The sequence below is a fragment of the Paenibacillus sp. HWE-109 genome (genome assembly GCF_022163125.1).
Classification (GTDB): domain Bacteria; phylum Bacillota; class Bacilli; order Paenibacillales; family NBRC-103111; genus Paenibacillus_E.
The window spans coordinates 5,753,414-5,779,858 of record NZ_CP091881.1 but is presented as its reverse complement, the minus strand read 5'-3'; the positions used below and the strand labels follow the sequence as shown (position 1 = coordinate 5,779,858).

The 26,445-nt window shown below is 48.3% G+C and carries 20 protein-coding genes; 11 read left to right on the top strand and 9 right to left on the bottom strand.

All coding sequences use genetic code 11. From position 1 onward, the window contains the following. Positions 1-35 precede the first annotated feature (35 nt). Both LOZ80_RS24580 and LOZ80_RS24575 read right to left on the bottom strand, forming a co-directional pair. Positions 36-2,822 (bottom strand): 1,4-alpha-glucan branching protein domain-containing protein, encoded by a 2,787-nt coding sequence (locus LOZ80_RS24580; protein WP_238167149.1) that lies wholly within the window; start codon positions 2,820-2,822, stop codon positions 36-38. After that, positions 2,823-3,329, bottom strand: a complete 507-nt coding sequence (locus tag LOZ80_RS24575; RefSeq protein WP_238167148.1) for a DUF4912 domain-containing protein — start codon at positions 3,327-3,329, stop codon at positions 2,823-2,825. A 221-nt stretch (positions 3,330-3,550) separates the two neighbouring features. Between LOZ80_RS24575 and LOZ80_RS24570 the strand changes: the two genes are divergently transcribed. Continuing rightward, positions 3,551-3,973 carry a hypothetical protein gene (locus tag LOZ80_RS24570; RefSeq protein ID WP_189016494.1) on the top strand — a complete coding sequence of 141 codons (423 nt, stop codon included), beginning with the start codon at positions 3,551-3,553 and terminating at the stop codon, positions 3,971-3,973. 437 nt (positions 3,974-4,410) lie between these two features. Here LOZ80_RS24570 and LOZ80_RS24565 read toward each other — a convergent pair whose 3' ends face one another. Next, positions 4,411-5,184 carry a LytR/AlgR family response regulator transcription factor gene (locus LOZ80_RS24565; protein WP_238167147.1) on the bottom strand — a complete coding sequence of 258 codons (774 nt, stop codon included), beginning with the start codon at positions 5,182-5,184 and terminating at the stop codon, positions 4,411-4,413. Between the two features lie 179 nt (positions 5,185-5,363). On the opposite strand from LOZ80_RS24565, the gene LOZ80_RS24560 reads away from it, so the two are divergent. Next, positions 5,364-5,993 (top strand): hypothetical protein, encoded by a 630-nt coding sequence (locus tag LOZ80_RS24560; RefSeq protein WP_238167146.1) that lies wholly within the window; start codon positions 5,364-5,366, stop codon positions 5,991-5,993. Here the strand turns inward: LOZ80_RS24560 and LOZ80_RS24555 are convergent. After that, positions 5,964-6,614: a helix-turn-helix domain-containing protein gene (locus tag LOZ80_RS24555; RefSeq protein ID WP_238167145.1), complete on the bottom strand. Its 651-nt coding sequence runs from the start codon at positions 6,612-6,614 to the stop codon at positions 5,964-5,966. The genes LOZ80_RS24560 and LOZ80_RS24555 overlap by 30 nt on opposite strands. 198 nt (positions 6,615-6,812) lie before the next feature. On the opposite strand from LOZ80_RS24555, the gene sigI reads away from it, so the two are divergent. The 4 genes from sigI to LOZ80_RS24535 all read left to right on the top strand — a co-directional run bounded on the left by sigI (position 6,813) and on the right by LOZ80_RS24535 (position 11,740). Next, positions 6,813-7,592 (top strand): RNA polymerase sigma factor SigI, encoded by a 780-nt coding sequence (gene sigI, locus LOZ80_RS24550; protein ID WP_238167144.1) that lies wholly within the window; start codon positions 6,813-6,815, stop codon positions 7,590-7,592. 29 nt (positions 7,593-7,621) lie between these two features. Next, positions 7,622-9,043: an anti-sigma-I factor RsgI family protein gene (locus LOZ80_RS24545; protein WP_238167143.1), complete on the top strand. Its 1,422-nt coding sequence runs from the start codon at positions 7,622-7,624 to the stop codon at positions 9,041-9,043. Between the two features lie 144 nt (positions 9,044-9,187). Beyond that, the gene (locus LOZ80_RS24540) at positions 9,188-10,201 is read left to right on the top strand and encodes an aldo/keto reductase (RefSeq protein WP_238167142.1); all 1,014 of its coding nucleotides are present in this window, start codon (positions 9,188-9,190) and stop codon (positions 10,199-10,201) included. A 27-nt stretch (positions 10,202-10,228) separates the two neighbouring features. Further along, complete coding sequence (locus LOZ80_RS24535) at positions 10,229-11,740, top strand: leucyl aminopeptidase (protein ID WP_238167141.1); 1,512 nt, start codon at positions 10,229-10,231, stop codon at positions 11,738-11,740. Positions 11,741-12,828: 1,088 nt separating this feature from the next. On the opposite strand, the gene LOZ80_RS24530 is transcribed toward LOZ80_RS24535, so the two are convergent. Then, on the bottom strand, positions 12,829-13,386 hold the full coding sequence (locus LOZ80_RS24530) for a hypothetical protein (RefSeq protein ID WP_238167140.1): 558 nt from the start codon (positions 13,384-13,386) through the stop codon (positions 12,829-12,831). Positions 13,387-13,516: 130 nt separating this feature from the next. On the opposite strand from LOZ80_RS24530, the gene LOZ80_RS24525 reads away from it, so the two are divergent. From LOZ80_RS24525 to LOZ80_RS24505, 5 genes are all read left to right on the top strand, one after another. Then, on the top strand, positions 13,517-14,788 hold the full coding sequence (locus LOZ80_RS24525; protein ID WP_238167139.1) for an MFS transporter: 1,272 nt from the start codon (positions 13,517-13,519) through the stop codon (positions 14,786-14,788). Positions 14,789-14,791: 3 nt separating this feature from the next. Beyond that, positions 14,792-15,715 (top strand): Gfo/Idh/MocA family protein, encoded by a 924-nt coding sequence (locus LOZ80_RS24520; RefSeq protein WP_238167138.1) that lies wholly within the window; start codon positions 14,792-14,794, stop codon positions 15,713-15,715. Between the two features lies 1 nt (position 15,716). Next, positions 15,717-16,691 carry a helix-turn-helix transcriptional regulator gene (locus LOZ80_RS24515; protein ID WP_238167137.1) on the top strand — a complete coding sequence of 325 codons (975 nt, stop codon included), beginning with the start codon at positions 15,717-15,719 and terminating at the stop codon, positions 16,689-16,691. Between the two features lie 61 nt (positions 16,692-16,752). Continuing rightward, entirely contained in the window at positions 16,753-17,160 is a 408-nt protein-coding gene (locus tag LOZ80_RS24510) for a VOC family protein (RefSeq protein ID WP_238167136.1), read from the top strand. Beyond that, entirely contained in the window at positions 17,153-17,662 is a 510-nt protein-coding gene (locus LOZ80_RS24505) for a DinB family protein (RefSeq protein ID WP_238167135.1), read from the top strand. The genes LOZ80_RS24510 and LOZ80_RS24505 overlap by 8 nt, the downstream gene beginning before the upstream one ends. A gap of 64 nt (positions 17,663-17,726) precedes the next feature. On the opposite strand, the gene LOZ80_RS24500 is transcribed toward LOZ80_RS24505, so the two are convergent. Genes LOZ80_RS24500 through LOZ80_RS24485 form a run of 4 tightly spaced genes read right to left on the bottom strand, consistent with a single transcriptional unit; the run spans position 17,727 to position 26,358 of the window. Further along, positions 17,727-22,784 carry an OmpL47-type beta-barrel domain-containing protein gene (locus LOZ80_RS24500; protein ID WP_238167134.1) on the bottom strand — a complete coding sequence of 1,686 codons (5,058 nt, stop codon included), beginning with the start codon at positions 22,782-22,784 and terminating at the stop codon, positions 17,727-17,729. Positions 22,785-22,840: 56 nt separating this feature from the next. Further along, complete coding sequence (locus LOZ80_RS24495) at positions 22,841-24,514, bottom strand: extracellular solute-binding protein (protein ID WP_238167133.1); 1,674 nt, start codon at positions 24,512-24,514, stop codon at positions 22,841-22,843. Between the two features lie 28 nt (positions 24,515-24,542). Continuing rightward, positions 24,543-25,418, bottom strand: a complete 876-nt coding sequence (locus tag LOZ80_RS24490) for a carbohydrate ABC transporter permease (RefSeq protein ID WP_238167132.1) — start codon at positions 25,416-25,418, stop codon at positions 24,543-24,545. A 19-nt stretch (positions 25,419-25,437) separates the two neighbouring features. After that, positions 25,438-26,358 (bottom strand): ABC transporter permease, encoded by a 921-nt coding sequence (locus tag LOZ80_RS24485; RefSeq protein WP_238167131.1) that lies wholly within the window; start codon positions 26,356-26,358, stop codon positions 25,438-25,440. Positions 26,359-26,445: the final 87 nt, after the last annotated feature.

Here is a 26,445-nt window from a genome sequence, read left to right as displayed (position 1 = left end):
GATGACCTCCTTCGCTATTCTTTACTTGCTCAGGCTTAATGCTCAACGATTGCTTCAATGGCAAGCTGATCATGAGTCAGCCTCCTGTACTCATCTTGAATTTGCTCGGCGATATGCGTCCATTGGTAGTGCTGCTGCAGCAGCTGATAAGCACTATCGGCCATCTGCAGCGCTAGCTGCGGTTGCAGCAGCATTTCGGACACGTGCCATGCCAATGAATCCACATGTCCAGGCAGCGCTTTGAAGCCATCGACCCCATGTCGAATGATTTCGGCTAATCCGCCGGTATCGGAGAGGACAAGGGGCCTTTTATGCGCCATAGCTTCCAGCGCGACAATTCCGAATGGTTCATACAAGCTTGGGATCACACAAACTTCTGCCGCTTGATACAGCTGCGTTCGATAGTCATCACTGACAAAACCGGCAAAGGCGACACGATCTCCCAAATGAGCTGAATTCGCGCGAAGCTCAGTTTCCATAGGCCCAGACCCGGCGATAACGAGCTTCGCTTGCGGGACGTGGGAAAGGATGGCGGGCATCGCCGCAATCAGGATTTGAATCCCTTTTTCGTAAACCAATCTGCCAATGTAAAAAATCACTTTATCCTGCTTGCCCGCAATGACAGGTCGATGGACTGGCGCCAAACTCACTTGGGTATCAATGCCGTTCGGATGAACGCTCACCTTATCAGGCGGGAGGTGGAAGATACGTTCCACTTCCTCTTTCATGTAGGCGCTGCATACAAAAACTCGGCTTGCTTCATAAGTTAGCTTCCATTCCAGTTGATGAATCTTATTTTGCAGGTCGGCGTAGAGATTTCCTTGATTTCTGCCCCATTCCGTTGCGTGGATGGTGGCAATCAAGGGGATGCCGTAACTGGCCTTGATTTCTCTGGCAGTATGAAAAACCATCCAATCATGCGCATGAAGAAGATCAATCCTCCCCCCGTGCTCCCGCCAACGCACCAAATGATCGATCATCGCCAGATTCATTTCGAAAGCCCAGTGATAGAAGTGGGTATTCCCGGAGTGATCAATTGGAAGTCTATGTACATAAACACCGTTCATCTTTTCAAAAGCAGGTGCGCCTTGAACCGAAGTGGTAATGACGTGAATGATTTCCCCGCGAGCTGCCAGCGCTTCAGAAAGTTCGTGAACGGCTCTGGATAAGCCGCCGACTTGTTTGGGTGGATATTCCCAAGCGAGCATGAACACATTAGTGCGGTGACTTGTTTCTGCAAGCAATGTTTCCCAATCAGCTAAACTTGGAATAATAGGGATAGGGGAGAGCTTGTGGATGCTAATGTAATCCTGATAGCGGATATCGGCGAAAATAGGATTTATTTCTTCAAGCGCAGTCAGATGATCTTCATCGACGAGTTCCCGGTCTATTTGATCACAGAGATGATGAAAGCTTCCGAGGTGATCTTTCGTTCGGCGAACGGCATAGTCGACGTCAGTTTGCGCGTCCATAATGAACGCCCAGTCGCTGCTTTGGGCCAGCATAAGTTCACGGGCTGCTTGATTCAAAGCCCGTTTCAGCACTTGAGCACTCAATTTCCCATGGCGTGCCAGATGTTCATGTTTGGTCGCCAACTGAATCATGCGCTCCTCGGCCTGATGAAGATGCCGATAGATCCAGTCGTTATGCCCCTGCAGCCACATTTCGGCTGAATGGTTGCGGCCCCAACTGGATTCGTTTAATTTGCCGACATCGGCTATGGGATATTCGTCCAGATATTCACTGGGTGTGATCATCTTGATGGCATGCTGGCCGAGATAAATTTTACGGCACAGCTGCTCAAGGAAAGCAGGACCTTCATGCCACAAGTGACCGAATAATTCGGCATCAAAGGAAGAAACGATGATAGGCTTGCGATCAAGCCAATGATGCCAGTGCTGGGCTTGCTTGTGACGGTTGGCGAGGAAATCTTCCGCATGCTTGGCGGCTTTATCCAAAGCCGTCTCGGGCTCATACAACTCTCGGTAACTGCCTTTTCCAAGGTAGTCGAAGTCCCCGGGATAGCCGTTCTCGGCGCTCCACACCTGTCTCACCGATTCTGGATCGCGCGGAAACGCAGTCACACCATAAGGTGTCAGGAGCGGGGCCATCAGTTCTCGATTAGGATGGGGAGCAGCGAAGGCTACCGCTGTAGAATCGGTAAAGAAATAATCAATGCCCGCTTGCTTCAAAACACGATCTATGCCTGGCGTATAACCGCATTCCGGCAGCCAAAAGCCGCGGGGCTTTCGGCCAAAATACTCCTCATATGTACGGATAGCGGTCATGATCTGCGCTCGAATCGCTTCTTCGGTTTTCATGAGAGGCAGATAACCATGGGTAGCGGCAGAAGTTACGATTTCGATAAGACCTAGGTCCTGAAATGTTTTAAACGCCGCAACCACATCGCCCTGACAGCTCTCGTACATCATCATCAGCTCCCGGAGACGCTCTGAGATGAGCTTCTCAAGCGGCAAGAAGGCTGTATCGTTAGCTAAACGCACCTGTTCAGCATCTGCAAGTTGGATCTGTTTCTGGAGGTAGCCACGATATCTTTCCTGCATAAGCGGATCGCTAAACAAGGTTATGAGCGTAGGCGTCATCGCAAATGTGAGGCGGAAATCAATCTGATCATCACGAAGATGATTCATAACTTCTAATAAGGGTAAATAGGTTTCAGTCATAGCTTCGTAGAACCAGCATTCCTCCAAACTGCCGTCTTGGTCCTGATGACGAATGAAAGGAAGGTGAGCATTCAATACAACGGTGAGATATCCCTTGAGCTCAGGCTTCTGTTTGATGCGGTTGATCAAAGTAGACATTCACCTCGCATACGGAGAATAAGTTTGAATATTTTCAAAAAAACTTGGTGTAAGCCGATGCGAAATCTGAGCTGTTTGCGCTTCTGGCACAACGGATTGCAGCGGTTCTCCCCATAGGGCTTCGGAGTCCCTCGGTGTCGCCACACAATTGGAGCGAAGCAGGGGAATGAAATCATGTTCCCAAGTATAGGTGCCGATATCAACGAGATAGGTACGATTCGCAGCTAGTTGATGAAAGTACCAATTCGCAGCTTCAGGCGTCGTGACCACATCCCAGGAAGCATGCGCATTATTGCCATCGAAGTATTGATGAGTCACATCGTACAAGCGAATGACTTTGGGCATAACGCCATAATCACATTCGAAATGCTGAGACAAAAGCCATCTGCGCCTGTCACTAATTTCCCAATATACATAGAGCGAATTCGCGCTTACTGCCATAAGATGGAGTAAGTCCTTGTTGTAGCGGTCCGGAACCTCGAATCCCGCGATTGGCAAAGTTTTCAAGGCGATTCCTCGTTTCATGAAAAATGCTTTTCAACACGATCTTTTGACTCTACAAGCATTCGCCTTTCCACAGAAAAATATGCGCAGATTGTTAAAATCTAGCTGTCTTTTAAAAAAGGAATTTCCACCTTTTAAGGCGAATATATTGAGTAATCCGGGTAAACAAGTTTGTGCTTACGAAGCTAGCTTTCCTTGCGGAGAGCTCTAAGGGAGGGATATCCATGAGTTTTTGTTGTGGAGCCAGTATGATTGGAACAAAAGGTACACTGAAGCATATTCGTACGCAAATACACAATGTGCCGATTCTCTTCTGCCCGGTATGTCACCGTATTGAAGTTCACTATTTGGTAGAGAACGAATATGAGATCTTAGCGGAATATGCCCATGGCGACGGGGCGGCAGAGGTTGATTTTCTGGAATACGTGGATGGCAAGGACCACTTGCTTCACGACAATTGTGTCAATCATGAGGGCGAAGAGCCTTTGGATATTGTTCGCAGCCAGATCGATATGGCGCTCGATTTGCTGGGTGTTGCCAAGAGTATTGACGATACGGAGTGGGAAGAGCAGCTCAAGAAGCGATTGAAAATGCTGAGCGCACGCCGGGACAGGCTGAAGAATAAGAAAACCTCTAAGAATATGTAGGGGTTTGAATCATATAAAGAGCGAAATCCGCTGGCACTCTTTTTTGAGTTGCAGCGGTTTTTTGTTGTTTCAGCTAATCCCCCTCAGAAAGATACATTTTACGGCGGAGTTTAGTACATTGAAATTAGGGGCGAAGTACATTTCTAAAAAGAAATTTATAGGTTTTGGAGTGAACGTGGAGGGAGGGAACTACAGTCCGCTATTCTAGCCAAAAGTGTCATTATCGCGAGGTTGAGGGAACTACAGGGCGCTATTTTACTGTTTCGTGAGAAATTTAGCGCTTTTCGTGGAAATAAGACCCTGTAGTTCCGCTATTGCCCAAGAATCCCTACTATTTATCTAAATAGCGCCCTATAGTTCCCTTAGCAGGATTTTCCGCTTTTAAGAGGAACATCTCTTAAAAGCGGAAAAGTTGTTTTCTCGATTTGTTTACGAGACTACTGCGTTTCCAGCAGCAATCTAGCAAACTCTTTTTGCAAATTTCTGCTCAGTGGCACCTTAACTGCCGTGTGATTCAAGTGTATAAGGAAGCGACGCGAGGTGGGGAATCCGCTCTCTTTGACGTACGAAACAACGTGCCGCATGTTAACGAGAAAGCCTTTAAACGGACTGAACATGAATGGCGAACTCTGGGCCAGGATATCCGACAGGTTGGTACTGGAGGCCATTTGAGCCCCATTCATCAAGTGAATTCGAGTTAAGCGCTTGTCTTCTTTCTCTATGAAAAGAATGGAATCCTCGGAGATCGGGAGTGTTGATTTCTGATTTTTGACCGTAATCCAAGTGGCGGATTTAGGTTTAGGAACTTCAACAAACCGACTTCGTTCCAGTTGGATTTCATCTATAGCTTTGCTGATGGCCGCTTGAAACTTGGGTAACATAACGGGTTTTGATAGGAAGTAGACGGATCCTAGGTCATGGAAACTCGTCAACACATGTTCAATATTCGTGGTGCCGCTGACCATAATCACTTTTTGCCGGTACCCGGCTCCTCGCAAGGACTGCACCATGGTGATTCCATCTAGATTCCCCTCCAAGCCAATATCCACTAGCAAAATATCAGGCTGCAGCTCATCGTACATGCCAATAAATTGTTCGCCATCAGAGACGATGCAGATGACTTTCAATCCGCATTGCTCACTATAGCTTTCGAGCAGCTTGCCTACCCAGTAATTATCTTCCACGATTGCAACTGTAAAACGGTGGCTCATACGCTTATCGCACTCCAATTCTCTCACCAATGGCTCCCTGCACACGGTCAACTTATACTCAGAAACAGCCAACTTAGTCCACTTTGAACGCAAACGAACTGTAATCTTGTATAGTTCTAGATGTACATATAAGTTCAGTAGACAACCTAAGAGTATGCTTGGAAATGAGGGGTTTGGCGTTGTTTATATGGGTGAAACTGATCCTAACCTGTCTTGATTTCGTGCCGATGATCCTGTTTTCATTGGTCCTTTTCCGTCAAAGAATAAAACCGTTCCGGATACAAATATCGCTCGCTGCGCTTGCAGGAACGCTTGTCACTTTTTTCGATAACTGGCCTTTATTTTATGTCAGTATTATTTGTGCAGCACTCATGATCGTCTGGAAATTCAGTCTGGTGCCTTCTTTAATTATTGCTTTATCGGGTTACTTTTTATCTATCATCGTATCCACAGGTGTGCTTATTGGGTGCGACATGATGGATTGGATTTCTTACGCTGAGCTGGAAACAGATCTGAACACTTCCACGATGGTTCTGTTGATCGCACTGATAGCCAAATTCACTATGCTGTTTGCGCTCTTGAAACTGCGGTTGGGGTTCACTTTTTTAACCCACTACACAAGAATACCGTTTACGCATGAAAATGCGGGATTTTATTTGTTCATCATCGTCGTTATCATTGGCATCACTTATCGCCACTCTTATCCGGATAGTGTGCTGAGCGCTTTGATGCCTATCCAAATGCTAAGCGTGGCTACTGTGCTTTTCATCTATGTTATGCTAAGTAAAGAGCTTCGCTTTCAACGATGAGAGGTACGCGCCAGAATTAGTTTCGGTAGATTGTCCAGTATTTAGGGCGGCATAATCAAGCAGGATCTGATGATATTTCTTTTGCGGCAAAGCGGCAATGGTCACGCCAGAGGCATCTTCCGCAGAATCAAAAAAAAGTTTGCCTTCAGTGGGGGCATACTTTTTTATTTTGTGCAGATTTACGAACAGATGCATATCTAATTTAACAAAATCATGTTCGATTAGTGTGTCGATAAAACTGGTGAAGGCAACGAGTGATTCCACATTCTCTTCTACGACAGAATCTCCGGAAACATAGGTAATCGATTTGATACCAAACTCAACATACCAAACGGCATCCAGTTGAACAGAGCGTGGTGTTGGAGGTATTTGCATAGTTGATGCTTCTTCCAAATAACCTGCTTTTATTAACAAATCCGTATAGGGATATTGATAGGCTTGGGCTAATTTTCTTAACGTGTCCGGGGATGGCTTGATCACATCATTCGTGGTACGATTACGTCCAAGCTCTAAATCTCTGATATAAGCATGGGATAATCCACATTTATTGGCAACTTTACGCAAGGAAATTTTACCTCGTAGGGTCTCAAGAAACTTCCCGAATTGATTGCTTTGTTCCATTGGAAACACACCTCCTTCCCTTAATTGTAATGGATTATGAGTGAAAATGAAATCGCCACCAAAGGTTTTATTTGCCAGTAGGTGCTGTTTTGTACATCTATGTTATAATAAATCTACTTTTTATTTAAGTTTTTCAAACATCATACCCCCCTAATTATTATACATAAGGACGAAACTACTATACTGTGAGGTGGAAAGGTGCTACTGGTACTATTCAAAAAGTTCCTTGGGAAGAAGCAGTCCCAGGGACAAAGTGAACCCCATGCCTCTTCCCTTGAGGTTACAATCCATCAAATTCAAGCAGGAGACCTACGACTAAGGAACCAATTTATTTCGGACTACCAGCCCTACGTAGCCAAGGTGACGAGCAGGTTCTGTAAACGATATATTGATCCGGCGCGCGATGATGAATTTAGTATTGCTCTAGGGGCATTTAACGAAGCGATTAATCAATACTCTTCTGTGATGGGCAGATCCTTTCTAGGATTTGCTGAAACCGTGATGCGGAGAAGACTTATTGATTTCTTGCGTAAAGAGCAGCGTTTCAAAGGCCAGATTCCCTACAGCTCATTCGATCAAGAGGATGAGGAAGATAATCTGCTGAATCCAATTGAGGTTCATCAAGCTATTGAAGCTTATGAGAAGCAGAAAGGTCTTGAAGAACGACGGAATGAAATTATTGATTTTAGCCAAGTCTTGCGTGATTTCGATATTGAATTTTCTGAGCTGACAGACGCGTCTCCCAAACACGATGATTCCAGACAGATGCTGTTCGGTATCGGACGCACACTAGCACAGGATGCAGAACTTATGCGTACTCTTCTAACCAAAAGGCAGCTGCCCATTAAAGAACTGCTCGAGCAAGTACAGGTTTCCAGAAAAACGTTGGAGCGAAACCGCAAATATTTGATAGCTATCGCTCTCATCTTCAACGGACCCTTTCCTTACTTGCGGGATTATTTGCATATTAGAGAATGAGGACAGCATAAAGAAGGGAAGAACAGCGCATGAACAAGGGAATCGTAATGGAATTAAGCGAAAACTCCATTATTGTCATGAATCCAGAGGGTCGATTTGAAAAGCTTCCAAGGGGAACACGCAATTGTGAGGTTGGGGAAGAAATTATATTCACGCCTGCTGCCCGGCGTTTGCGGATCCCGCAAATGGCGATTATATCAGGTATGGCAGCTGCTATTCTTGTATGCTTTGTATTAGTATCAACATTGACCGGAAATGTGCCAAGTGGCCAAGTCGTTGCCTACGTAACGATCGATATTAATCCAAGTGTCGAGATTGGCATCGATAATGATGAAGTCGTGCAAGATTTGCATGGCCTAAACTCAGATGGTGATGATTTAATCAGCACGCTGGAGTTCAAAGGCAAATCTCTTGCAGCTGTGACTTCAGATATTCTCGATAAAGCGGAGCAAGGTGCGCTGGCTAGGGGAGAAGGGGACATCATTATCAGCTCAACGGTTGTCGAGCAGAAGACGGTCGTGAACGATGAAGCCATCGCAACCAAGCTCAAGGCGCAGGTCAGCAAGCATATTGAAGAGGCGCATCCTGATCAGGTCAATAACTATGGTGTTACTGCCTTTGCAGCACCGCAGGAAATAAGACAGGAAGCCAAAGCCAGCGGAGTTTCGGCCGGGAAGTATGCGGTTTATCTGAATGCGGTTGATAATGGGGCCAAAGTATCGCTCGACGATATCAAAACGGTATCCATACATCAGTTGGCGAAGGATAATGGCGGACTTGATAAGTTGGTCAAACCGGATAAACCGATTGATAAATCATCTTTGCAGCGGTTGGTTGCCGATGAGAAATCAGGTAAGCTGAGTGAGCGAATTCAGCAAATCCAAAATGAAAAGTCGGACAGAGAGACAAACAACGACAAGAATGCAAAAAACAGCCCGACAAGCAATACAAAGAACGGAAATAACGGCAAAGCTACACCTAAGCCGACAGCGACACCTAAGGGCGATCGCAACAATAATAACAATGGCAATAACAACAATAAAAATGACAAGAATGACCGAAATGACAGCAAAAATGAGACTAAGAACGATGGCAAGAACGGTCGAAATGACAACAAGAATGATAATGACAATAAGAATAATAATGACAATAAAAATGATGATCGTAAACCGACCCCAAAGCCGGGACGTTCGGATGATGACGATGATGATGATTCCAAGAATGGGTCATCCAGCAAGCCGAAACCTACAGCAACGCCTAGCGCAAAACCTACGCTTAAACCGACCAGTTCCAGCAAGCCGACCGTGAAGCCTACGGTTAAACCAACAGCTAAACCAACGGCGACGCCTAAGGGTAACGATAGAAATTCGAATTTCCAATGGAACTGGAAAGATCGGGGAACAGATGCGAAGGATAACGGTAACGGTAATGGTAACGGTTCTCGGGATTAGTTGAATTAGACTAACAAGCACTTTAGGAACTCTGCGATGCAGAGGGGCTAGAGTGCTTGTTGCGTTATCGGAGTTGTATTACAATAATAGTTGTGTTTATAAGAACGAATAAATTTGGGGTTGTAGGGGAAGGGAGATAGAAGCTTGCGGTATTCAAGATTCGGTAAGTCTGGCTTCAATGTATCATCACTTGGCTTTGGTGCTATGAATCTGCCAAGTGTGCCCTTAGAACAAGCAAGAGAAGCATTGAATTATGCCTTGGACCACGGCATTAATTATATCGATACGGCGGCGGCCTATCGCAATAGTGAGGAAATTATTGGGGAATGTATTTCCCATCGCAGGGGAGAGTATTTCCTGGCGACGAAAACCGGGGCGCGTGATTATGAAACAGCCAAAGCGGAAATCGAACGAAGTCTGGTACGGATGAAGACGGATCATGTCGATTTGCTCCAGATTCACTACGTCAATTATGTGAGTGAATTTAAGAAGGCTATGGATGTGGAAGGGGCCTATAAAGCAGCTCTGGAAGCACAGCGGGAAGGGAAAGTTCGCTTCATTGGCATCTCGGGGCATCGCCCGGATTTGTTGACCAAATGGATTGCCAAAGGGCAGTTCTCCCAGATTTTATTTCATCTGAATTTGGCTCAGCCGTTTGCTTTGGATGAGTTGATTCCCAAGGCAACGGAGATGGATTTAATGAAGGTAGCGATGAAACCTTTGTCAGGTGGATTCATTCAACCGGTAGATCGCGCGATTCGTTATCCTTACAGCCAAGATGTGCACGTGACGATATCCGGTATGGTGAGCGTGAAGGAAGTTCAGGAGAATTTGGCTGCCCAAGAGGAAGCGGTTGGGACCAAGGAGCGTCAGGAACTTGAACAATTGGCTGCTGAACTGGGGCAGCATGATTGCAGACGCTGCAACTATTGTTCATGTCCATTAGAAATTTCGATTCCGGATGTGATGATCGCGAGTAAATTCAGGGAGAAATTTGGTCTGCTGCCCAAAGGTCATGGATTTTTTGAACGGCAAAAGGAAAGAATAACAGGCTGCGCAGACCATGATCCATGCAAAGAAAAACCGCTTTGCGAGGATAAATGTCCTTATCATTTGCCGATGCAATCGGTCGTACAGAAGGCCGCCTCTTTTTATTAATTTGAACGAAGCAGGGAGATCGAAGCGATGTTTGCTAAAACTACGACGATTACGACAAGTGGGTATACGTCATTATTGGATAATGCAACTGGGGCAGACGCGATCCTTGTCTGCCTGAGTGAGGCTGAGCTGCGCCAGGATATTATTCTCGGACAGCCGCAGCTCGATGAAGCCCTTGCCCGCATGCTGGCAAAGGGCCAAATCAATGGCGCGTCCGGCGAGCTTGAGGCGCTGCCTACCTACGGGCTGCTGCCGTACGCGTACGTGCTGGTTGCGGGGATCGGCCCCGCAGCATCACGCGATACGCTGCGTGCAGCCGCGGTCTATGCGAGCCGCAAGGCGCTCGCACTCGGCTTTGAGAGCTTGGCGCTGAAGCTGCCAAGCGGGTTCGACAGCCGGTCCGCCGCCTCGGCGCTGACCGAAGGGCTGCTTCTCGGTACGTACCGCATCGCGGCGTACCGCAAGAGCGACCTGGCGCGCGCTGAGCTGCGCCGGGCGGTACTGCTCACAGAAGCGGCTGCGGATGCAGCGCTTCTGGAGGTGGCCATCGCAACCGCCGAGGCGGTTGCGGAGGGCACGAACTATGCCCGGGATTTGACGAACCTCCCGGGCAATAAACTCGTTCCGGCTTCCCTCGCAGAGGAAGCCGTTCGGCTCGCCCAGCACTACGGCTTCGCCTGCGAAGTGCTGGACGAGCAAGAGATTGCCGCCCGCGGGATGGGCGGCCTCATCGCGGTTGGCGCAGGCAGCGTCAACCCGCCGCGCATGATCACCCTGGAGTATAAGGGTGATCCGGATTCCGCCGACGTGCTGGGCCTCGTCGGCAAGGGCGTGACCTTCGATACTGGCGGAATCTCGATGAAACGGCCCGATGGCATGGAAGAGATGATCAGTGATATGGGCGGAGCGGCCACACTGCTTGGAGCTCTGCACATCGTCGGTCAACTCAAGCCCAAGGTCAACTTGGTTGTCGTGATCCCAACGGCGGAGAACATGACATCAGGCGCAGCCTATCGTCCAGGTGACATCGTCACGCTGCTCAGCGGGCATTCCGTTGAAGTGCTGAATACAGATGCCGAAGGCCGCATTATTCTGGCTGAAGGAATTACATACGCCAAGCAGAAAGGCGCGACACGCCTCATTGATGTGGCTACCTTAACAGGCGCCATTCTGATCTGCTTTGCTGATATCGCGACAGGGGCTGTGACGAATGACGACGCGTTCCTGAAACCGCTGCTCCAAGCCGCTTCCGCCGCAGGCGAGAAAGTGTGGCAGCTGCCCAACTATCCCGAATACCGCGCCATGCTCAAAAGCGATGTGGCTGATATCAAGAACTCCACATCGTCAGATCGCTGGGCGGGAGCCATTACCGCGGGATTATTCATCGGCTTCTTCGCTGAAGAAACGCCTTGGATCCACCTGGATACCGGCGGGACAGCTTGGTTATGGTCGGCCAAAGGCATCGAACCCAAAGGGGCAACAGGTGTCATGGTACGCACACTTGCCGCCTATCTGTGCGGAGAGCAACTGAATAGATGAACCAACGAAAGAGCCCTCATGGGCTCTTTTCCATATCTTTACGATCTCTATTTCCATTAATCTAAAGCAATCTCTCGCGTTCACACACGATCCCAATAAGGTTGAAAAACAACCTTACCGCATGAGAAAAACCCGCCAAATCAGCGAACCGGCGCAGTTAACGCTGAAATACAGCGTTACGGCTGCAGGTTCAGTCAGAACCAAGCGGTAAGGTTGAAAAACAACCTTACCGAATGAGAAAAGCCCGCCAAATCAGCGAACCGGCGCAGTTAACGCTGAAATACAGCGTTACGGCTGCAGGATCAGCCAAAACCAAGCCGGTAAGGTTGAAAAACAACCTTACAGCATGAGAAAAGCCCGCCAGATCAGCGAATCGGCGCAGTTAACGCTGAAATACAGCGTTACAGCTGCAGGTTCAGCCAGAACCAAGCGGTAAGGTTGAAAAACAACCTTACCGCATGAGAAAAGCCCGCCAGATCAGCGAATCGGCGCAGTTAACGCTGAAACACAGCGTTACAGCTGCAGGATCAGCCAGAACCAAGCCAATAAGGTTGAAAAACAACCTTACGGAATGAGAAAAGCCCGCCAAATCAGCGAACCGGCGCAATTAACGCTGAAACACAGCGTTAAAGCTGCAGGATCAGTCAGAACCAAGCCAATAAGGTTGAAAAACAACCTTACCGCATGAGAAAAGCCCGCCAAATCAGCGAACGGGCGCAGTTAACGCTGATATACAGCGTTAAAGCTGCAGCACTTCGCCGGCTGAGGTTCTCCAAGGCAGCGTGAAATCACTGAAATCTTCGGTGAACGGATTGGAGATGTCCACGAGGATTTTGTCAGCGAGCACGCTTCACTGCCGCTGGCTCAAGTCGGCTTGAAGAGTCTCTGCCGATTCGACTGGTTTGACGTGTTCCCCGCCGCCTGCTTACCATATTCGCAAGTGTGTGTCAGCCCTAGTTGCTGAGCTGGGACAGAAGCCTTCTACTATCCTTGCCTACGTCGCAGTCAGCGCAGGGATTAGCATCGTGCCGGCGCTGCAACAAAGAAACACCCAGCCATCTTAGATGGCTGGGTGTTTCTTTGTTAATCTATGCGCCGATACTTTGACCCGTTGCAGCTGGCTGCGAGAGTGGGCGCTGCAAGAGTTCATTGATATCGGACAATTGGATGACGAGGCGATTGACTTCGTTGGTTGTATAAGATAGCTGTTCTGTGCGCTGTTTGAGTTGTGCTAAAGAAATGCCGACCCAGTTTTTCTTGTTGCGGTGAAGAAAAAGATCATATTTTAAAACCGTCAATGTCGCGGCTAAAGGATCTGGTTTGATATACACATTTTTCATGATATCATCCAAATGGAAGTAAAGCTTTCCGCTGTTCCATTTCACATAGCCTGGATCAAAATAGATGACCAGAAAATCGGCATGAGCTTGATCTTTGTTCTCCATTGTGATCAAACGGACAGCACCTTTGGCCTGATTCGGTTTAATGAATTGACCGGTCCGGATGTCAGGAAGAAAGGGAACAATGAGCAGCGGCCCCACGCTTGCGATATACAAATAAGTAGTTGACTGAAACACAAGAGAGAGTACAATGAAGATCAAAAAGAGTAATAAGCTTGTGATTAGACCAAAATGGTTTGGTTTCATGGCTATTCGATGATCCCGCCTGACATGATAGATTAGGAAGTCAGTCCTATTTTACCATAAGCGCCCTATCTTTTGTAACTAGTAGATCAACTTATCACCTAAGAATTACAAATGGAGGCGAGGAAGACTCATGAATGTGCTGGATCGTTGGCGAAATCCGAGAAAGAAAATGTCTTCCAACCGTAAAAGTTTGCTGGTAGCTACGCTGGAAGGGTTCCCGGCAGTTATTATTTTCCAACTTTTGGGTGGACCGTTTTTAACGGGATACTTGTTGTATTTGGGAGCGACCTCAACGGAAATAGGCTTTGTTTTGGCTGTTACAACGGTTGTGAATATTATTCAAATCGGCATGGCTGTCATTATGCAAAAATTTAGAAATCGCAAGCGAATGCTGCTTATTTTTGCTTCCTCGCATCGTATCCTGTGGACCGCTGTCGGCATTATTCCATTCGTTTTCCCGCAGGATATGTGGGTATTCATGTATATCGTGCTCTACACGGCTGCGCATTTAGGCAATGCGGCAGGCGGTATTGTCTGGACTTCGCTCATCAGCGATGCGGTGCCTGGGCCTATTCGCGGGCGATACTTTGGGCTGCGCAATACGATCCTGGGTGGCGTTAGTTCGCTTGCGCTTTTTGTTGGCGGGCAAATTTTGGACCGATATCCTGGCGGTCAGGGCTTTACTATTTTATTTATGATTTGTGCGGTGTGTGTCATTTTGAATATATCCGCTTTCTTTTTATATCCGAACCCGCCTTTCGAGCCCTCAACGGAATCCAACCCGGTCGGGATGATTGGCAAGCCGCTCAGAGACCGTGCTTTTCTCAAAGCGATTCTCTTCTTGGCCGTTTTTTTATTCGTGCAGGGGGTAACGGTCCCGCTTTTCTCGTATGTGATGCTCAAGTTGATGAAAATTAACTATGAAACAGTGTCATTAATTACTGTGGTACATACCTTGGTCATGATGGCGAGCTATTATGTGTGGGGAAATCTGAATGCACGGTTCAGCGCGCAAACTTTGCTGTTATGGTCCTTGCCGATTATTGCCCTTGCTTGTTTATTGTGGGGAGCGATTGCTTTCATTCCAGCTATAGCCGTTTTGTATGCTGTTCATATTGTGCTTGGCGTTGGTCTGGGCGGGTTTAATCAGATGGTTTTCACATTTACGATTGGTGATACGCCTAAGAGCGAGCGGCCGATGTATATTGCGACGTATTCGGCAATTACCGGATTTGCGGCTTTTTTAGGACCTATTTTTGGCGGGAAAGTGTATGCCTTGCTCATCGATGCCCCACTCTGGGTGCAGATTTATGGCGTTTCAACGATTGTAGGAGCTGTCTTGCTAGTGCTAGGCGTATTGGTAGGACGATTGGTACTTGGAAAAGAATTGAGGAGGGAATAGGCTATGACTAAAAAAAGAATCGGACTTATTGGTTTGGGTGATATCGCGCAAAAGGTCTATTTGCCGCTGCTTTCGGTCAATGAGTCCGTAGAAATTGCAGGCATAATGAGCTCTACACCAGCTACGGTTGAACGGATGAAGGCGAAATATCGAATTCCTTATGGGACAACGAGTTTGGATGAACTGCTAGCTTTGGGATTGGATGCTGTATTTGTGCATAGTCCAACTTCGACGCATTATGAGCTTGCAATGAAATGTATCGAGCATGGTGTAGCCGTTTATGTAGATAAGCCGTTGTCCTATGACTGGGAACAGTCGGTGCAAATGGCATCCTTTGCGGAACAAAAAGGCATTCTGCTTGCTGCGGGCTTTAATCGCAGATTTGCTCCGCTCTATGTGGAGGCCAAGATGTGGCTGCAGGAAGCAGGCGGCTTCGATTGGTGTTCAGCCGTGAAGCATCGGATCAAGCTGCAAGGCCATGGCGCCAAAGAAACCTTATATGATGATTTGATACATATGCTGGACCTTTTATTATGGCTGGGCGAAAGCCCTTATGAAGTGAACACATATCAGCAGCAAGTGGATGATGCCGGCAAGCTGCTTCATGCTTCGGGAACATTGGCTTTCGGTTCAGCGGTTGGGACGTACAGCATGGTTCGGCTTGCAGGGGTAGATCTTGAAAAAGTCGAGCTGCATGGAAGCGGGCGGTCTGTGGAAGTTACGAATCTGGAGTCAGCCGTCTTCTATGAGAAAGGTGGAGCCCCGCGTGTGCGTACGTTCGGAAGTTGGGACACCGTGCTGGAAAGAAGAGGCTTCGCAAGCGTCGTTCAGCATTTCTTGGATAGCTTAAATAATCCGAATGCTTGCAGTATTCGCAGTGATCTGGTGCTGGACTCGCATCGCTTAGTGGAACGGTTGTCGGTGTAACATGAGCAAAGCGGATCATATGCTTACAATCCTGTGGCTGCTCCAGTCGAATAGGAGAGTAACCGCTAAACAGCTTGCTGAAAAACTGGAAATTAATATTCGAACGGTATACCGATATATCGATGCCTTATGCGCCAGCGGTGTCCCAATTATTGCCGATTCAGGCCATAATGGCGGGTACAGTCTTCTAGGCGAGTTTAAGGAGGCGCCGCTTGTTTTTGATCTCGATGAGCAGAAAGCCTTGATTCAAGCTGCCGCTTTCGCTCAGGAGGCTGGCTATCCTTACGGAGAGAAGCTAAGTCAAGCGGTTGCCAAGTTGAAAATGTACACCAATCAAGAGCAGCTTCGTCAGATCCACCTGCATGAACAAGGATTGGATGTCATTCACCCTCAAGCGGATGCTTCGCAAGCCCATCTTTTACAGGACGTAGAGGTTGCTGTAGCTAAGAGTCAAACAATTCTTATGCATTACCAGAAAGGGTATGGCACTGTCACTGAGTCTCGCGATCTGGATCCCTATGGAATTGTTAGTTGGAAAAGCAAATGGTACGTGGTTGGTCATTGCCATCTTCGCAGCACGATTCGCAGCTTTCGCATCGATCGTATTCGCTTGTTGGAGACAACGGATCGATCATTTGAGCGGCCTGCCGATTTCTCTGCGCGCAAATTTCTTCTTTCCGGTGTAATGCCAGATACGGAGAAACCGGATGAGATGATCTCTGTCAAAATAACGGGGAAGGAACAAGCCTTGGATGACTTGTGCGGTCATTGGTTTCTAGTTCATACACTCGTAGAACGAACGCAGTTTGAGGCGCATTTTCGCATGGAGGAGCGTTCTATCAAATTACATTTCCCTTATTTCCTTCTGACTTATGGAGGCACACTCCAAATCAAGGAACCGCAGTTGCTCAAAAGATTAATGATTGAGGTAACCAGAAATTTACATCAATTTTATGCGGCAGCTGAACTTGACTGACCATTTCTGTCAGTGAAGATGTTCTACAATGGGTTTAAGAGAAGCCCAAGGAGGAAATACAATGAATTTATTGCAAGTTCGCATTTTGGTGGAAGATTTTCAGAAGAGTGTTGCTTTCTATAGAGATCAATTGGAACTCAAGGTCGATTGGTATGAAGAATCAATGGAGTATGCCCTGTTTCACACGGGTGCTGCTCGCGTAGAACTGTTGTCACGCAAAGCAATGAGTCAGTCACTAGGAGAAGTGTTGGAGTCCAGCAACCCGTATGCCACGAACTTTTTACTGAATATTGAAGTAGAAGATCTAGATGCTACCTATGCGCGGCTGCGTGCAAAAGACGTTCAATTTGTGAAAGAACCTCATTATAATGCGCAATGGAAGGGGCAATTTGCGTACTTCCGAGATTTGGATGGCACGTTGATCGAGCTGTATCAAGCTGCCAAGACAGAGGATGGAGTTAATGTCTAATTCAACTGTGAAGAGCTACGAATACCATGCATGGGCAAATGGGCGGGTTTTTGCGCGATTAGCGGAGCTGTCGGAGGAGACTCTGCATCAGGAGCTAAAGGATGTGTTTCCTAGCCTTTATGCAGGACTGGTACATATTTATCAGATAGATATGGTTTGGCTCGCAGCCATGCAAGGACGCAGTTATGAAGAAGCCAGAGAATTGCGAGCTAAGGTCCAAGAAAAGACGACGGGGAAAAGTATTAAGGAGCTAGAAGCTTTGTTTGTGGAGCTTGCTGAGTCCTATCGAAATTTTTTGAATGAAGATGGTGTTCTCCAGTTGGTAAGGGATCTTCCCCATCCGACTTTAGGGGTTCTGCAAGCCAGCATCAGTGAGTTAATTCAGCATGTGGTGAATCATGGCACGTATCACCGCGGCAATATCACGTCCATGCTGCGCCAGCTTGGGCACGCGGGTGTTCCAACTGATTACGTGTTTTACTTGTATGAGGTGAATAAATAGAGAGATGAGGCTGCCCGCAAGGTTGATAACCTTGCGGGCAGCCTCATTTGTTTATAGGGCAAGCTTATTTGTGCGCGTTTATTTTTTGCTGCAGCTGCTGGATGGCATTTCGCAGCACATTGGCAGAGGCATCATCAAGCAATTTGCCATCCTGCACCCATACTTCGAAGATTTTCGGGTCTTTGAGTTGATTTTGATTCAGCAGCTTCTGGAGCTGCGTGACTTTATTTTGCAAGCTGTTGTAAGTGTCTTGATGTTGGAAATAACCGAGTTGCCATAATAATCGCAGCAAATCATCCAGATGATCCAGATCCATGATGACTTTAATGACAAAGGTACGAACGATCTGGTTGCCGGCTAGATCCGTTGCTGTGACTTCAAGCGTATGCTGACCTAACCAGAGGCTGAGCGGCGGGAGGTTCAGATTCGTCGGAACAACGGCGCCGTCTAATTTGACGATGGTTGAAGCTACACCGCTTAATGGATCAGAAACAATGAGATTTGGCACAATCGGATCAGTCAGATAGACAGTGAGCGGGCCGCTCATAGTAAGGAGAGGCGGCTCGGGATCATAACGAACTTGAACAGAGTGCGGGATCTCTTGATTGCCAGCAGCATCCACACTGTAATAATTGACGGTGTTCACTCCATAAGTGGCGATAGTGACGGAATTTCCAACCGCCGGGAGGCCGCCGTTTAAACTGTAAAACGTGTTCTGCACACCGCTTAGCGCATCATAGACGGCAAATGTAACGGTTTGCGGTGTTCGCTGCCATCCGCTTGCTGCGGATGAGGTTGTCGCGGGTGCCGTTTTATCAATGCCAATCAGAAGCACTTTGGGTTCTTCTTCATTGTTCAGCATATCGATGGAGCGATATTCGAGCTGATGGACGCCTTCTGAACTTAAAGTAATCGGTTGAGCCGTTGTTACAGTCTGCCAAATTCCTCCTGCGGTTCGGTAGTCTGTCTGTTTGATCCCAACCCCGGCTGTCGGATGCACTGCGGTGAAGACCACATGCACATCCTGTTTGTTGAATGTACCTGCCCCGGTGAGTCCGTCTGCTGTCGCAGTGGTGACGGGAGGTGCAACGCTGCGTTTCTTCACTTCGAAGGCAATCTCTTTGGTATTGTTGGTGCGGTCCATTTCTGCGAATCGGCCGATGTCGTTAATATTAACGCTCAATTGGTAAATGGCTTCCCCATTGGGTACTTCCCAGTACCCGTTTTCCCCGCCTGCATTCGTATAAAGCGTCGCTGTACCGCCCACAGGAATCGATAGATTGTAAGTATCTGTGTATCCGAACGAGCCCCCGTTCAAGCCGAATAAGGCCCCGGTGATTTTGCCGGCGGGTGTCGGAAGGAGACCGACATTCTTCACGGTGACGAAGAAGCGAACACCTTGTTGTCCCGCATAAGGCGCATCAGGGTCTGTTCCGAGTCCCGTCACGATCAGATCTGGCCCTGGTGTGAACGGCTGACGCTCGAGGCTCAGAAATTCGAAGGAACGATGAAGAACCCGCCCGTCCTTAACGACCACCTTGATGATATGATTCGCAAGCGGCATGCCTGTTCGTTCGAATACGACCTTCTTAGCACCTTGCGTGTTCGCGGTGGTTAGGTCCACGGTGTCCACCAGCATATCGTCGATGTAGACATCAGCCTTGCCAAGTGTGGATTCGATATCGGAATACCAGCGGACTCCTGTGCCTTTAAAACCTAACGCCACGTAGTCACCGGGTGTTGAGGATTCATGGAGATCTGCTCCACTTGCCCCAGCGGCGAAGCTGGCAGAAGAGTAGTACATGTTGGTGCTGGTATGCGCGACATTCGTCCATAGCGGCTGCGGCGTTTCGTCAATGGTGCCTTCCCTAAGCTCGAACCAGTCGAAGTAAGCGAACACGTTGTCACTGCTTTTGACGACGGACATAACGAGATTGGCGATGTCAGCCGGCATCATCACGTTATATTCAACCGTCGTATACACGTTCGGTTCCGTGCCTGGAAGTTCGAGCACGCGATGCTGCGCATTGTTGATGACCAGGTTCACCTTCTTATTGCCGGCAGCACTGTACTTGATTTTCAGTACATAATTCGTGTTGGCTTTGACTGCAGGTTTCAGCCAGTTCAAACGCCCCTGAGTGTAGTACATGCCGACGAAAGTGCCATGATTGGTTACGCCTTCCAGCTCTGTAAGCTCCGACTCTGCATGCATGGCGCCTCCGGTCACCGTAGTAAATGGCGAGGTGGGGAGCGTCAAGGAAGAGAGGGAGACGGGATCACTCGGCTGGGATTCATTGCCCGAATTATCATAAGCAATAAGCGTATATTGGTGGCTGCTCTCCGGCCTTACATCCTGGTGCGTGTAGCGCGTGATTGCTTTAGGCAGCTTAGCAAGCAGGCTGCCATGATCGTATAGCGCATAGCCAGCAACTTCTTGATTGTCTGAGGCTGGCTGCCAGCTCAATTTGATCGTCTTGTAGGACACGGCCCGTGCGTCCAAAACAGGCTTGCTGGGAGCAATGTGCTCCTGCGGGGTCAAGATATATTGCACGGCTTCGCCAGGTTGCAGTGTCTCCGACAATTGCGCGCCGGACGTTCCGTCGACGGTTACAGCACGGTGTGCAGAGGCATAGGTGTTCCCGCCGCCAAAGCGTTCGCCTGCGTACGGAACAGGACTGGGCAGCGTTACGTTAACGTTCATTGTGACCGGTGTCGTCTCAAAGTTAACGAAATTCAACAGAATTTTATCGGACTTTGCACCGGTTTGGCTTACCCCGAGCGCGGATGTGTCGACGGCGCGGAAATAGGCTCTTTTCCCGGCAAGCTCGTTCTGATTCGTATACACATAAGGCAGCGGTTTGCCATGTGTACTGTAAGCCAGCGCTAAGCGGCGGAAGATGTTCAGCCTCGTTTCACCCGGGTCGCTGGGGTTGATCCAGGCTGCCGCATCGTCGGCGGATTTCATTTCGATATCCTCCTGCAGCAAGCTGTACTCGCGGAAGTAAGCGGCATGCTGCATAATGTAATCCAGATAGCCAATGGTGCTGCGAGTCTCCCTGTCGAAGACAGCAGCAAAGCGGTGATCGAACGTATCGTAGCGATTGTTGTCGGTATGGAAATCGTTGGCGCCAGTCTCGCTCATCATCATAGGCTTAGCGAATCCGTCTCCCTGATACTCGGGGTAGGTTTTGAGCGTTTCGACAGCGACGCTGCCATTGCCAATGGTGATGCCGCTTAAGTTATAGCTATGACCGTTGGAGAAGTCGGCATAGTCTTCAATTTGTCTGCGATAAGCGGGGTTACGCTCCCAGCCATCGGGAATCCCTTTGGAAGGCCAATAAGCCCATCCGGGTGAAACCGCTTTCAACCAAGGGTTTAACAAAGGTTTCTGAGCATGGACGTACTGGGCGAGTGCAAGATCGGCTGCGAAAGCATTGTCGAAGACACCTGGTTCATTATCCAGTTCCAAGTACTCGAACAAATCGCCATTATCCGCAATTAGATTATTGTAATAATCTTTCACCTTCTGCGGCACGACACCCGTCGCAAGTTCGGGATCTTTGATATACGTACCGAAAGGCAGCAGAACAGGCGATAAATTCAAATCACGCAAAGCGGTCAACCATTCCCGGGAAAACTGGCCGGAACGAATGACGTTCCCGCTGTAAGCGAGTCCGAGCCATTTGGTTACATCCATCGTTTGCAAATCCCGGTCCTTGAGCACATGAGACACAAGGGCAGTGCCCAAGCGGATATAACGACCGTGAATGGGTTCGACGGCCTCGGTGTCTAGCGCCTCCAATTTGGCGTAATCCCATTCAAACCATTGGAATTCATCTCCTCCTGTACCCGCATACAAACCGCGATCCATGGATAGTTTCAGCTCATTGGCACCTGTCCGCAGCATTTCTTTGGGAATATAAAGCTCATACGTTTCTTTGAATTTCTTCGTCGTATTGCCGCCGCTTAAGCCCACAATTTGGATCAAGCCAGCCATCGTATCATTGGAGAAAACGGCCAACTGCGGTACGGAAACATAAGCATCCAAACTTCTGAAGCTGAATTGCACGCCATGCTCAGGAATGGCGTCGAGCTGATAAGAGATCATCATGGTGCCGTTGGAGCTGAGTTTCAGCCCTTTGGGAACGGTATGCCAATCGGTGCGAGCAGCCCAATCCGCTGGCAGGTTGAATGTTTCAACGGATGATGCGGAGAAATTCGCAAACTCGCTGGATGACTGATTATCCAGTCCAATGCGCCAAAGCAGGGTCTTCGTCTGAGGAGGCTGCTGTGGTTGGGTCATTGTGTAGAGTGCAGGGGAAGAAAGGGTTTTGCCGGCTGGTTCGGCTGACGTTTCTTTCAATCTCACTTGGATTTGTCCTGCTGTATAGTTCAGGTTATCCAGTTGAATCGGATTCATCGTTGCAGTTTGCCAAGTGCGCCCGCGATCCTTGCTGTATTCATAGTCCGCAGCGTCTTCATAGCTTGGTACAAATGTCCAACCGAACGTATTGGCGGTATCGTCCTGAACAGGGTTTGTAGGTGCGTCTGGTATGACAAAAGGGGTAAGGTATGTGCCGGGGATAACCTGCCTTGCGATGCCGGGACCTTGCCAGGCGACAGCCAAGTTGTCGTTAGAGGTATTTTCTTTATGCAGGGCCTCGATGTAATAGCGTTTGCCTGCAGTAAGGGTAACGATGACGGATTTCTGAGTGGGCGCCTTTTCCCATTCTCTTGGTTTGGCATAAATCGTGTTATAGGCGATTTTCTCTTTGTGTGAAGGATCGCCGTCGGGACTGAGCCAAAGTTCAGAGCTGTCGTCGGCGGCGATCCAGAATGTGTACCCCCCGCTGACGGGTGGCGTCAGAAAGCCGTAAATGCGGGAGCCGTAAAGATCTCCCACATTGTTCGGCGTCTCCAAAGAAGAGAGCACTCTAGACCCTGTGGGAGGCGTGTTCAATGGAATCTGTTCAACTTTCCCTCCGGGAACGTTATTCCAATAGTCTTGTGTAATCCCAGGTGAAGCTGCATAAGCATGAGGCTGATAGCAGGGAAGCAATGAGAGAATGATCGCCATCAGAAGGACTGCAACAAAGCACGTCTTCATGTATCGGGATCTCATAATGACCTCCATAAGAGAATATCAATACGATTCCCTAATCCCTATCCGGGGTTCTGCTATTTTAGTTCTTTTTGTGACTGTTCAGCAAACTTGTAGAGATCATCGATGCTGAAGGTATTCGCTTTATTTTTCTCATACCACGCAGCGTAATAATCATCGACTTGTTTGCCGCCTGCTTTGTCCCACACCTCCTTGGCATCTTTGATGGCTTGCTCGGCCGTGTAGTTTTTGCCGCCTACTAGAGCTTTCAACCAGATATCGCCTTTGTCGATACTGTTTGATTTCGTTGTGGTCTTCACGATGGCTTGCAAATCGTCTGGAAGCACAGGGAGGAAGTCAGCACCGAGAGAAGGAACAGGACGATCTTTGCTAATGTAAATATCTTTGGATTTCAGGTTGATATCCAGCAGTTCTTTTTGTGTAGGTACTTCAGGACGCAGGTTGACCAAGTACACTTCCGCACATTTGCCCAGCAGCAAATCGGATCTCATCATGTTCAAATCATCCGTGTAGAGCTCTTTCTTATTTTTCTCGGTATCGATAGGCTGCGGACATCCATTGGACCCTACTTTGGAGTGTACGCCGTCAATTCCGTTTTTCAGCAAAGTAGCGTTCTTAGGTTCGACCATCCAGTCGATGTATTGCATGATCGCTTTGGGATCTTTGGCTTTCGCGTTAACGACACCGACCATTTGGACAGGAGTGGCGATAATTGGGGAGAATTGCCCGAACTGGCTTTTCGGCAACGCGATTGGGATGACTTTGGCATCGGGATTATTTTTCTTAAACGTCTCATAATTAGGAATTGTAAACCACGCACTATCGATAGCGAAAATACCTAATTTGCCATTCATGAAATCCTGTATGCCCTTCTGTCCGTTTTTATCTGTGAGAAAATCTTTATCGACCAAGCCATCGTCAAACAATCGCTTCTGGAATTCCACAGACGCTTGAAGCCGTTCCCAATCGTGCACGAACTTATCGTTCTGCACAGCCCAGTCGATGGAACGACCGAAGATATGGCTGATGACGGAGAAGCCGACACCGCTGAGATTGATCCCGAATGTATCTTTTTTACCGTTGCCGTCAGGATCCTGATTCACGAATGCTTGAGCTACCTTATATAATTCCTCCGTCGTTGTCGGCACAGGCAGGTTCAGCTTCTGCAGCCAATCTTCGCGGATCAGCAGCCGATGATGTGGAGCAACGACATTCAAACGTCCGATCTCATAGAGTTTGCCATCTTCTTTCGTGCCAATTTTGCGCAGCAGCGGGTATTTCTCCAAAATTGACTTATAGGTTGTGCTGTATTTAGCGATCATGTCATCAATTGGCATTATCAGCTTCTGAGAATACCAGCTATTCCGATAGTTGGCATCATACTCGAGAATCAAATCGGGAGCAGTGCCGGATGCCAGGAGAGCATTGAATTTAGGGAATGATTCCCAGCGGGGGACAGGCGTGTACTTGACATCGACAGGACCGTTTTGATTAATCCAATCGATCCAGCGGTTTTTATCCCAATTGCCTTCCTCGGGCGCTACGTTGCCGCGGTCATAAACGGATACATTGATCGCTCCACGCTTGGCAGCTTCCGTAGGTTTCGGAGCATTTGGGCTGGCCGAAGCGCCTGGATCGGTTTGTTTTGGCGTTGTGCAGCCAGCAAGCAAAGTAAGACAAGCTAGGGAAATAAACAAGGTATTACGTTGATTTTTGGTCATTCTGGACATGGTGGGACCCCCTTCAATGCATGCGTTGTTAACCTTTAATGGCGCCGATCATAACCCCTTTGACAAAATACTTCTGCAAGAAAGGGTAGATCAGCAGCATGGGAACAATTAAAACGATGACCCCTGCCGATTTGATGGATTCCGGTGTCATTTGCTGCAGATCATCCTGTTTGATGGCATTCAGCTCCTGAAGCACGGATTGACTGGCAACCATCTGCTGGATCATCACAGCCAGATTCATTCGTGTGCTGTCATTTAGAAACATAAGTACGTGTAGAAATGAGTTCCAGTAACCGACCCCATAGAACAAAGTTAAAGTGGCTATCACGGGCATCGATAAAGGCAAAATAATCGTGGCGAGCAGTTTCCATTCCCCGCATCCGTCCAGTCGCGCAGCCTCTTCCAACTCCTCAGGCACATTCATAATAAAGGTGCGCAGCACGAGCATATTAAAGGCGCTGATTAGACCTGGCATCCAGATCGCCCCGTAGGTATTGAGCAAGCCTAAACTTTTCACGATCAGGAAAAGCGGGATCAGCGGTGTGCCGAAGAGCATCGTGAAGACAATGAACAGTGTGAAAAAGCGGCGCGCGTAGAAAAACTTTTTGGCCAGCGGATAAGCTGCCAGGATGGTAAATACCATGCTCAGCACAACACCAACAACGGTAATAATGACACTATTGCGAAAAGCTTTGACCAAATTCGTGCCGTCATACAACGCTTTGTAGGCTTCCCACGTCCAGCCCTTTGGCCATAAGGTGACTTGCCCCGATACAATAGCCTGATAGCTGCTGAGCGACAGGGAAACAATATGAAGGAGCGGCAGGACACAACTTAAAGCGACGAGCCCCAGGAAGATATAATTGACGATATAAAAGATTTTTTCATCCCATGTTGGTTTCATGAGGAGAGAGGCTCCTTTCTTACCACAGCCCTTGATCGAATTTTCTGGCTAGCTGGTTCGAAAGGACGACAAGAAAGAAACCAACCAGAGATTCGAATAAGCCGACGGCTGTCGTTAAACTAAACTGGCCGCCTTGGACCCCGACAATGAAGATGTACGTGCTGATCACACTGGAGATGTCAGAGACAGCCGCGTTTTGCAGCGTGTACACATGATCGAAGCCGACTTCCATGACATTGCCCATGCCTAGGATGAGCATCAGCACAATCGTGCTGCGGATGCCTGGCAAGGTTATATGCCACATCTGCCGCCACTTGGATGCGCCGTCTATGCTGGCTGCTTCGTACAGATGCGAATCGATAGATGCCAGGGCTGCCAGATAGATGATGGCTCCCCAACCGGCTTCTTTCCATATGCCAGAACCGAGGAAGATGGCCAGCCAACTATGTTCTTGATACAAGAAAGCGATGGAGTGCCCCGTCCACAGCTCCAGCAATTTGTTCACGATGCCGGATTGTTGAGAGAAGATGGTGACGACAATCCCTCCGATGATAACCCAGGAGAAGAAGTGAGGGAGGTAGATCAAAGTCTGAACCATACGTTTGAAGCGGATTGCCCTGAGTTCATTGAGCAAGACCGCAATCAGGATGGGAAACGGAAAGCCGACAACAATGCTGAGGAGGCTTAGCGTAAACGTATTGCGGATGATGGTGAGGGTCTGAGGCTGGGTAAACAAGACCTTGAAGTGCTTTAAGCCAACCCAGGGGCTGCCCCAGATGCCTTCCATCAAATTGTAGTTCTTAAAGGCGATGATATTCCCCGCTATCGGGAAGTACTTGAAAATAATAAAGTACAAAAGAACGGGGACAAACATGATAAGCAGCGGAATATTTTGCTGGAAGCGACGACGGGGCGAAGAAGAGTTGGCTTTGGATATCATTGGTTTCACCTCCTTGGGCTGTAACATGAAGCCATCTGTTGTTCCTGTCGTCGATGGAATCAATGTAACCCAGCGGGAAGCTGCTCT

What these genes read in the sequence shown, in the direction of transcription:
- LOZ80_RS24580 (WP_238167149.1), bottom strand. Translation starts at nt 2,822, where the DNA reads ATGTCTACTTTGATCAACCGCATCAAACAGAAGCCTGAGCTCAAGGGA.
- LOZ80_RS24570 (WP_189016494.1), top strand. Translation starts at nt 3,551, where the DNA reads ATGAGTTTTTGTTGTGGAGCCAGTATGATTGGAACAAAAGGTACACTG.
- LOZ80_RS24565 (WP_238167147.1), bottom strand. Translation starts at nt 5,184, where the DNA reads ATGAGCCACCGTTTTACAGTTGCAATCGTGGAAGATAATTACTGGGTA.
- LOZ80_RS24555 (WP_238167145.1), bottom strand. Translation starts at nt 6,614, where the DNA reads ATGGAACAAAGCAATCAATTCGGGAAGTTTCTTGAGACCCTACGAGGT.
- LOZ80_RS24545 (WP_238167143.1), top strand. Translation starts at nt 7,622, where the DNA reads ATGAACAAGGGAATCGTAATGGAATTAAGCGAAAACTCCATTATTGTC.
- LOZ80_RS24535 (WP_238167141.1), top strand. Translation starts at nt 10,229, where the DNA reads ATGTTTGCTAAAACTACGACGATTACGACAAGTGGGTATACGTCATTA.
- LOZ80_RS24530 (WP_238167140.1), bottom strand. Translation starts at nt 13,386, where the DNA reads ATGAAACCAAACCATTTTGGTCTAATCACAAGCTTATTACTCTTTTTG.
- LOZ80_RS24525 (WP_238167139.1), top strand. Translation starts at nt 13,517, where the DNA reads ATGAATGTGCTGGATCGTTGGCGAAATCCGAGAAAGAAAATGTCTTCC.
- LOZ80_RS24520 (WP_238167138.1), top strand. Translation starts at nt 14,792, where the DNA reads ATGACTAAAAAAAGAATCGGACTTATTGGTTTGGGTGATATCGCGCAA.
- LOZ80_RS24515 (WP_238167137.1), top strand. Translation starts at nt 15,717, where the DNA reads ATGAGCAAAGCGGATCATATGCTTACAATCCTGTGGCTGCTCCAGTCG.
- LOZ80_RS24510 (WP_238167136.1), top strand. Translation starts at nt 16,753, where the DNA reads ATGAATTTATTGCAAGTTCGCATTTTGGTGGAAGATTTTCAGAAGAGT.
- LOZ80_RS24505 (WP_238167135.1), top strand. Translation starts at nt 17,153, where the DNA reads ATGTCTAATTCAACTGTGAAGAGCTACGAATACCATGCATGGGCAAAT.
- LOZ80_RS24500 (WP_238167134.1), bottom strand. Translation starts at nt 22,784, where the DNA reads ATGAGATCCCGATACATGAAGACGTGCTTTGTTGCAGTCCTTCTGATG.
- LOZ80_RS24495 (WP_238167133.1), bottom strand. Translation starts at nt 24,514, where the DNA reads ATGTCCAGAATGACCAAAAATCAACGTAATACCTTGTTTATTTCCCTA.
- LOZ80_RS24490 (WP_238167132.1), bottom strand. Translation starts at nt 25,418, where the DNA reads ATGAAACCAACATGGGATGAAAAAATCTTTTATATCGTCAATTATATC.
- LOZ80_RS24485 (WP_238167131.1), bottom strand. Translation starts at nt 26,358, where the DNA reads ATGATATCCAAAGCCAACTCTTCTTCGCCCCGTCGTCGCTTCCAGCAA.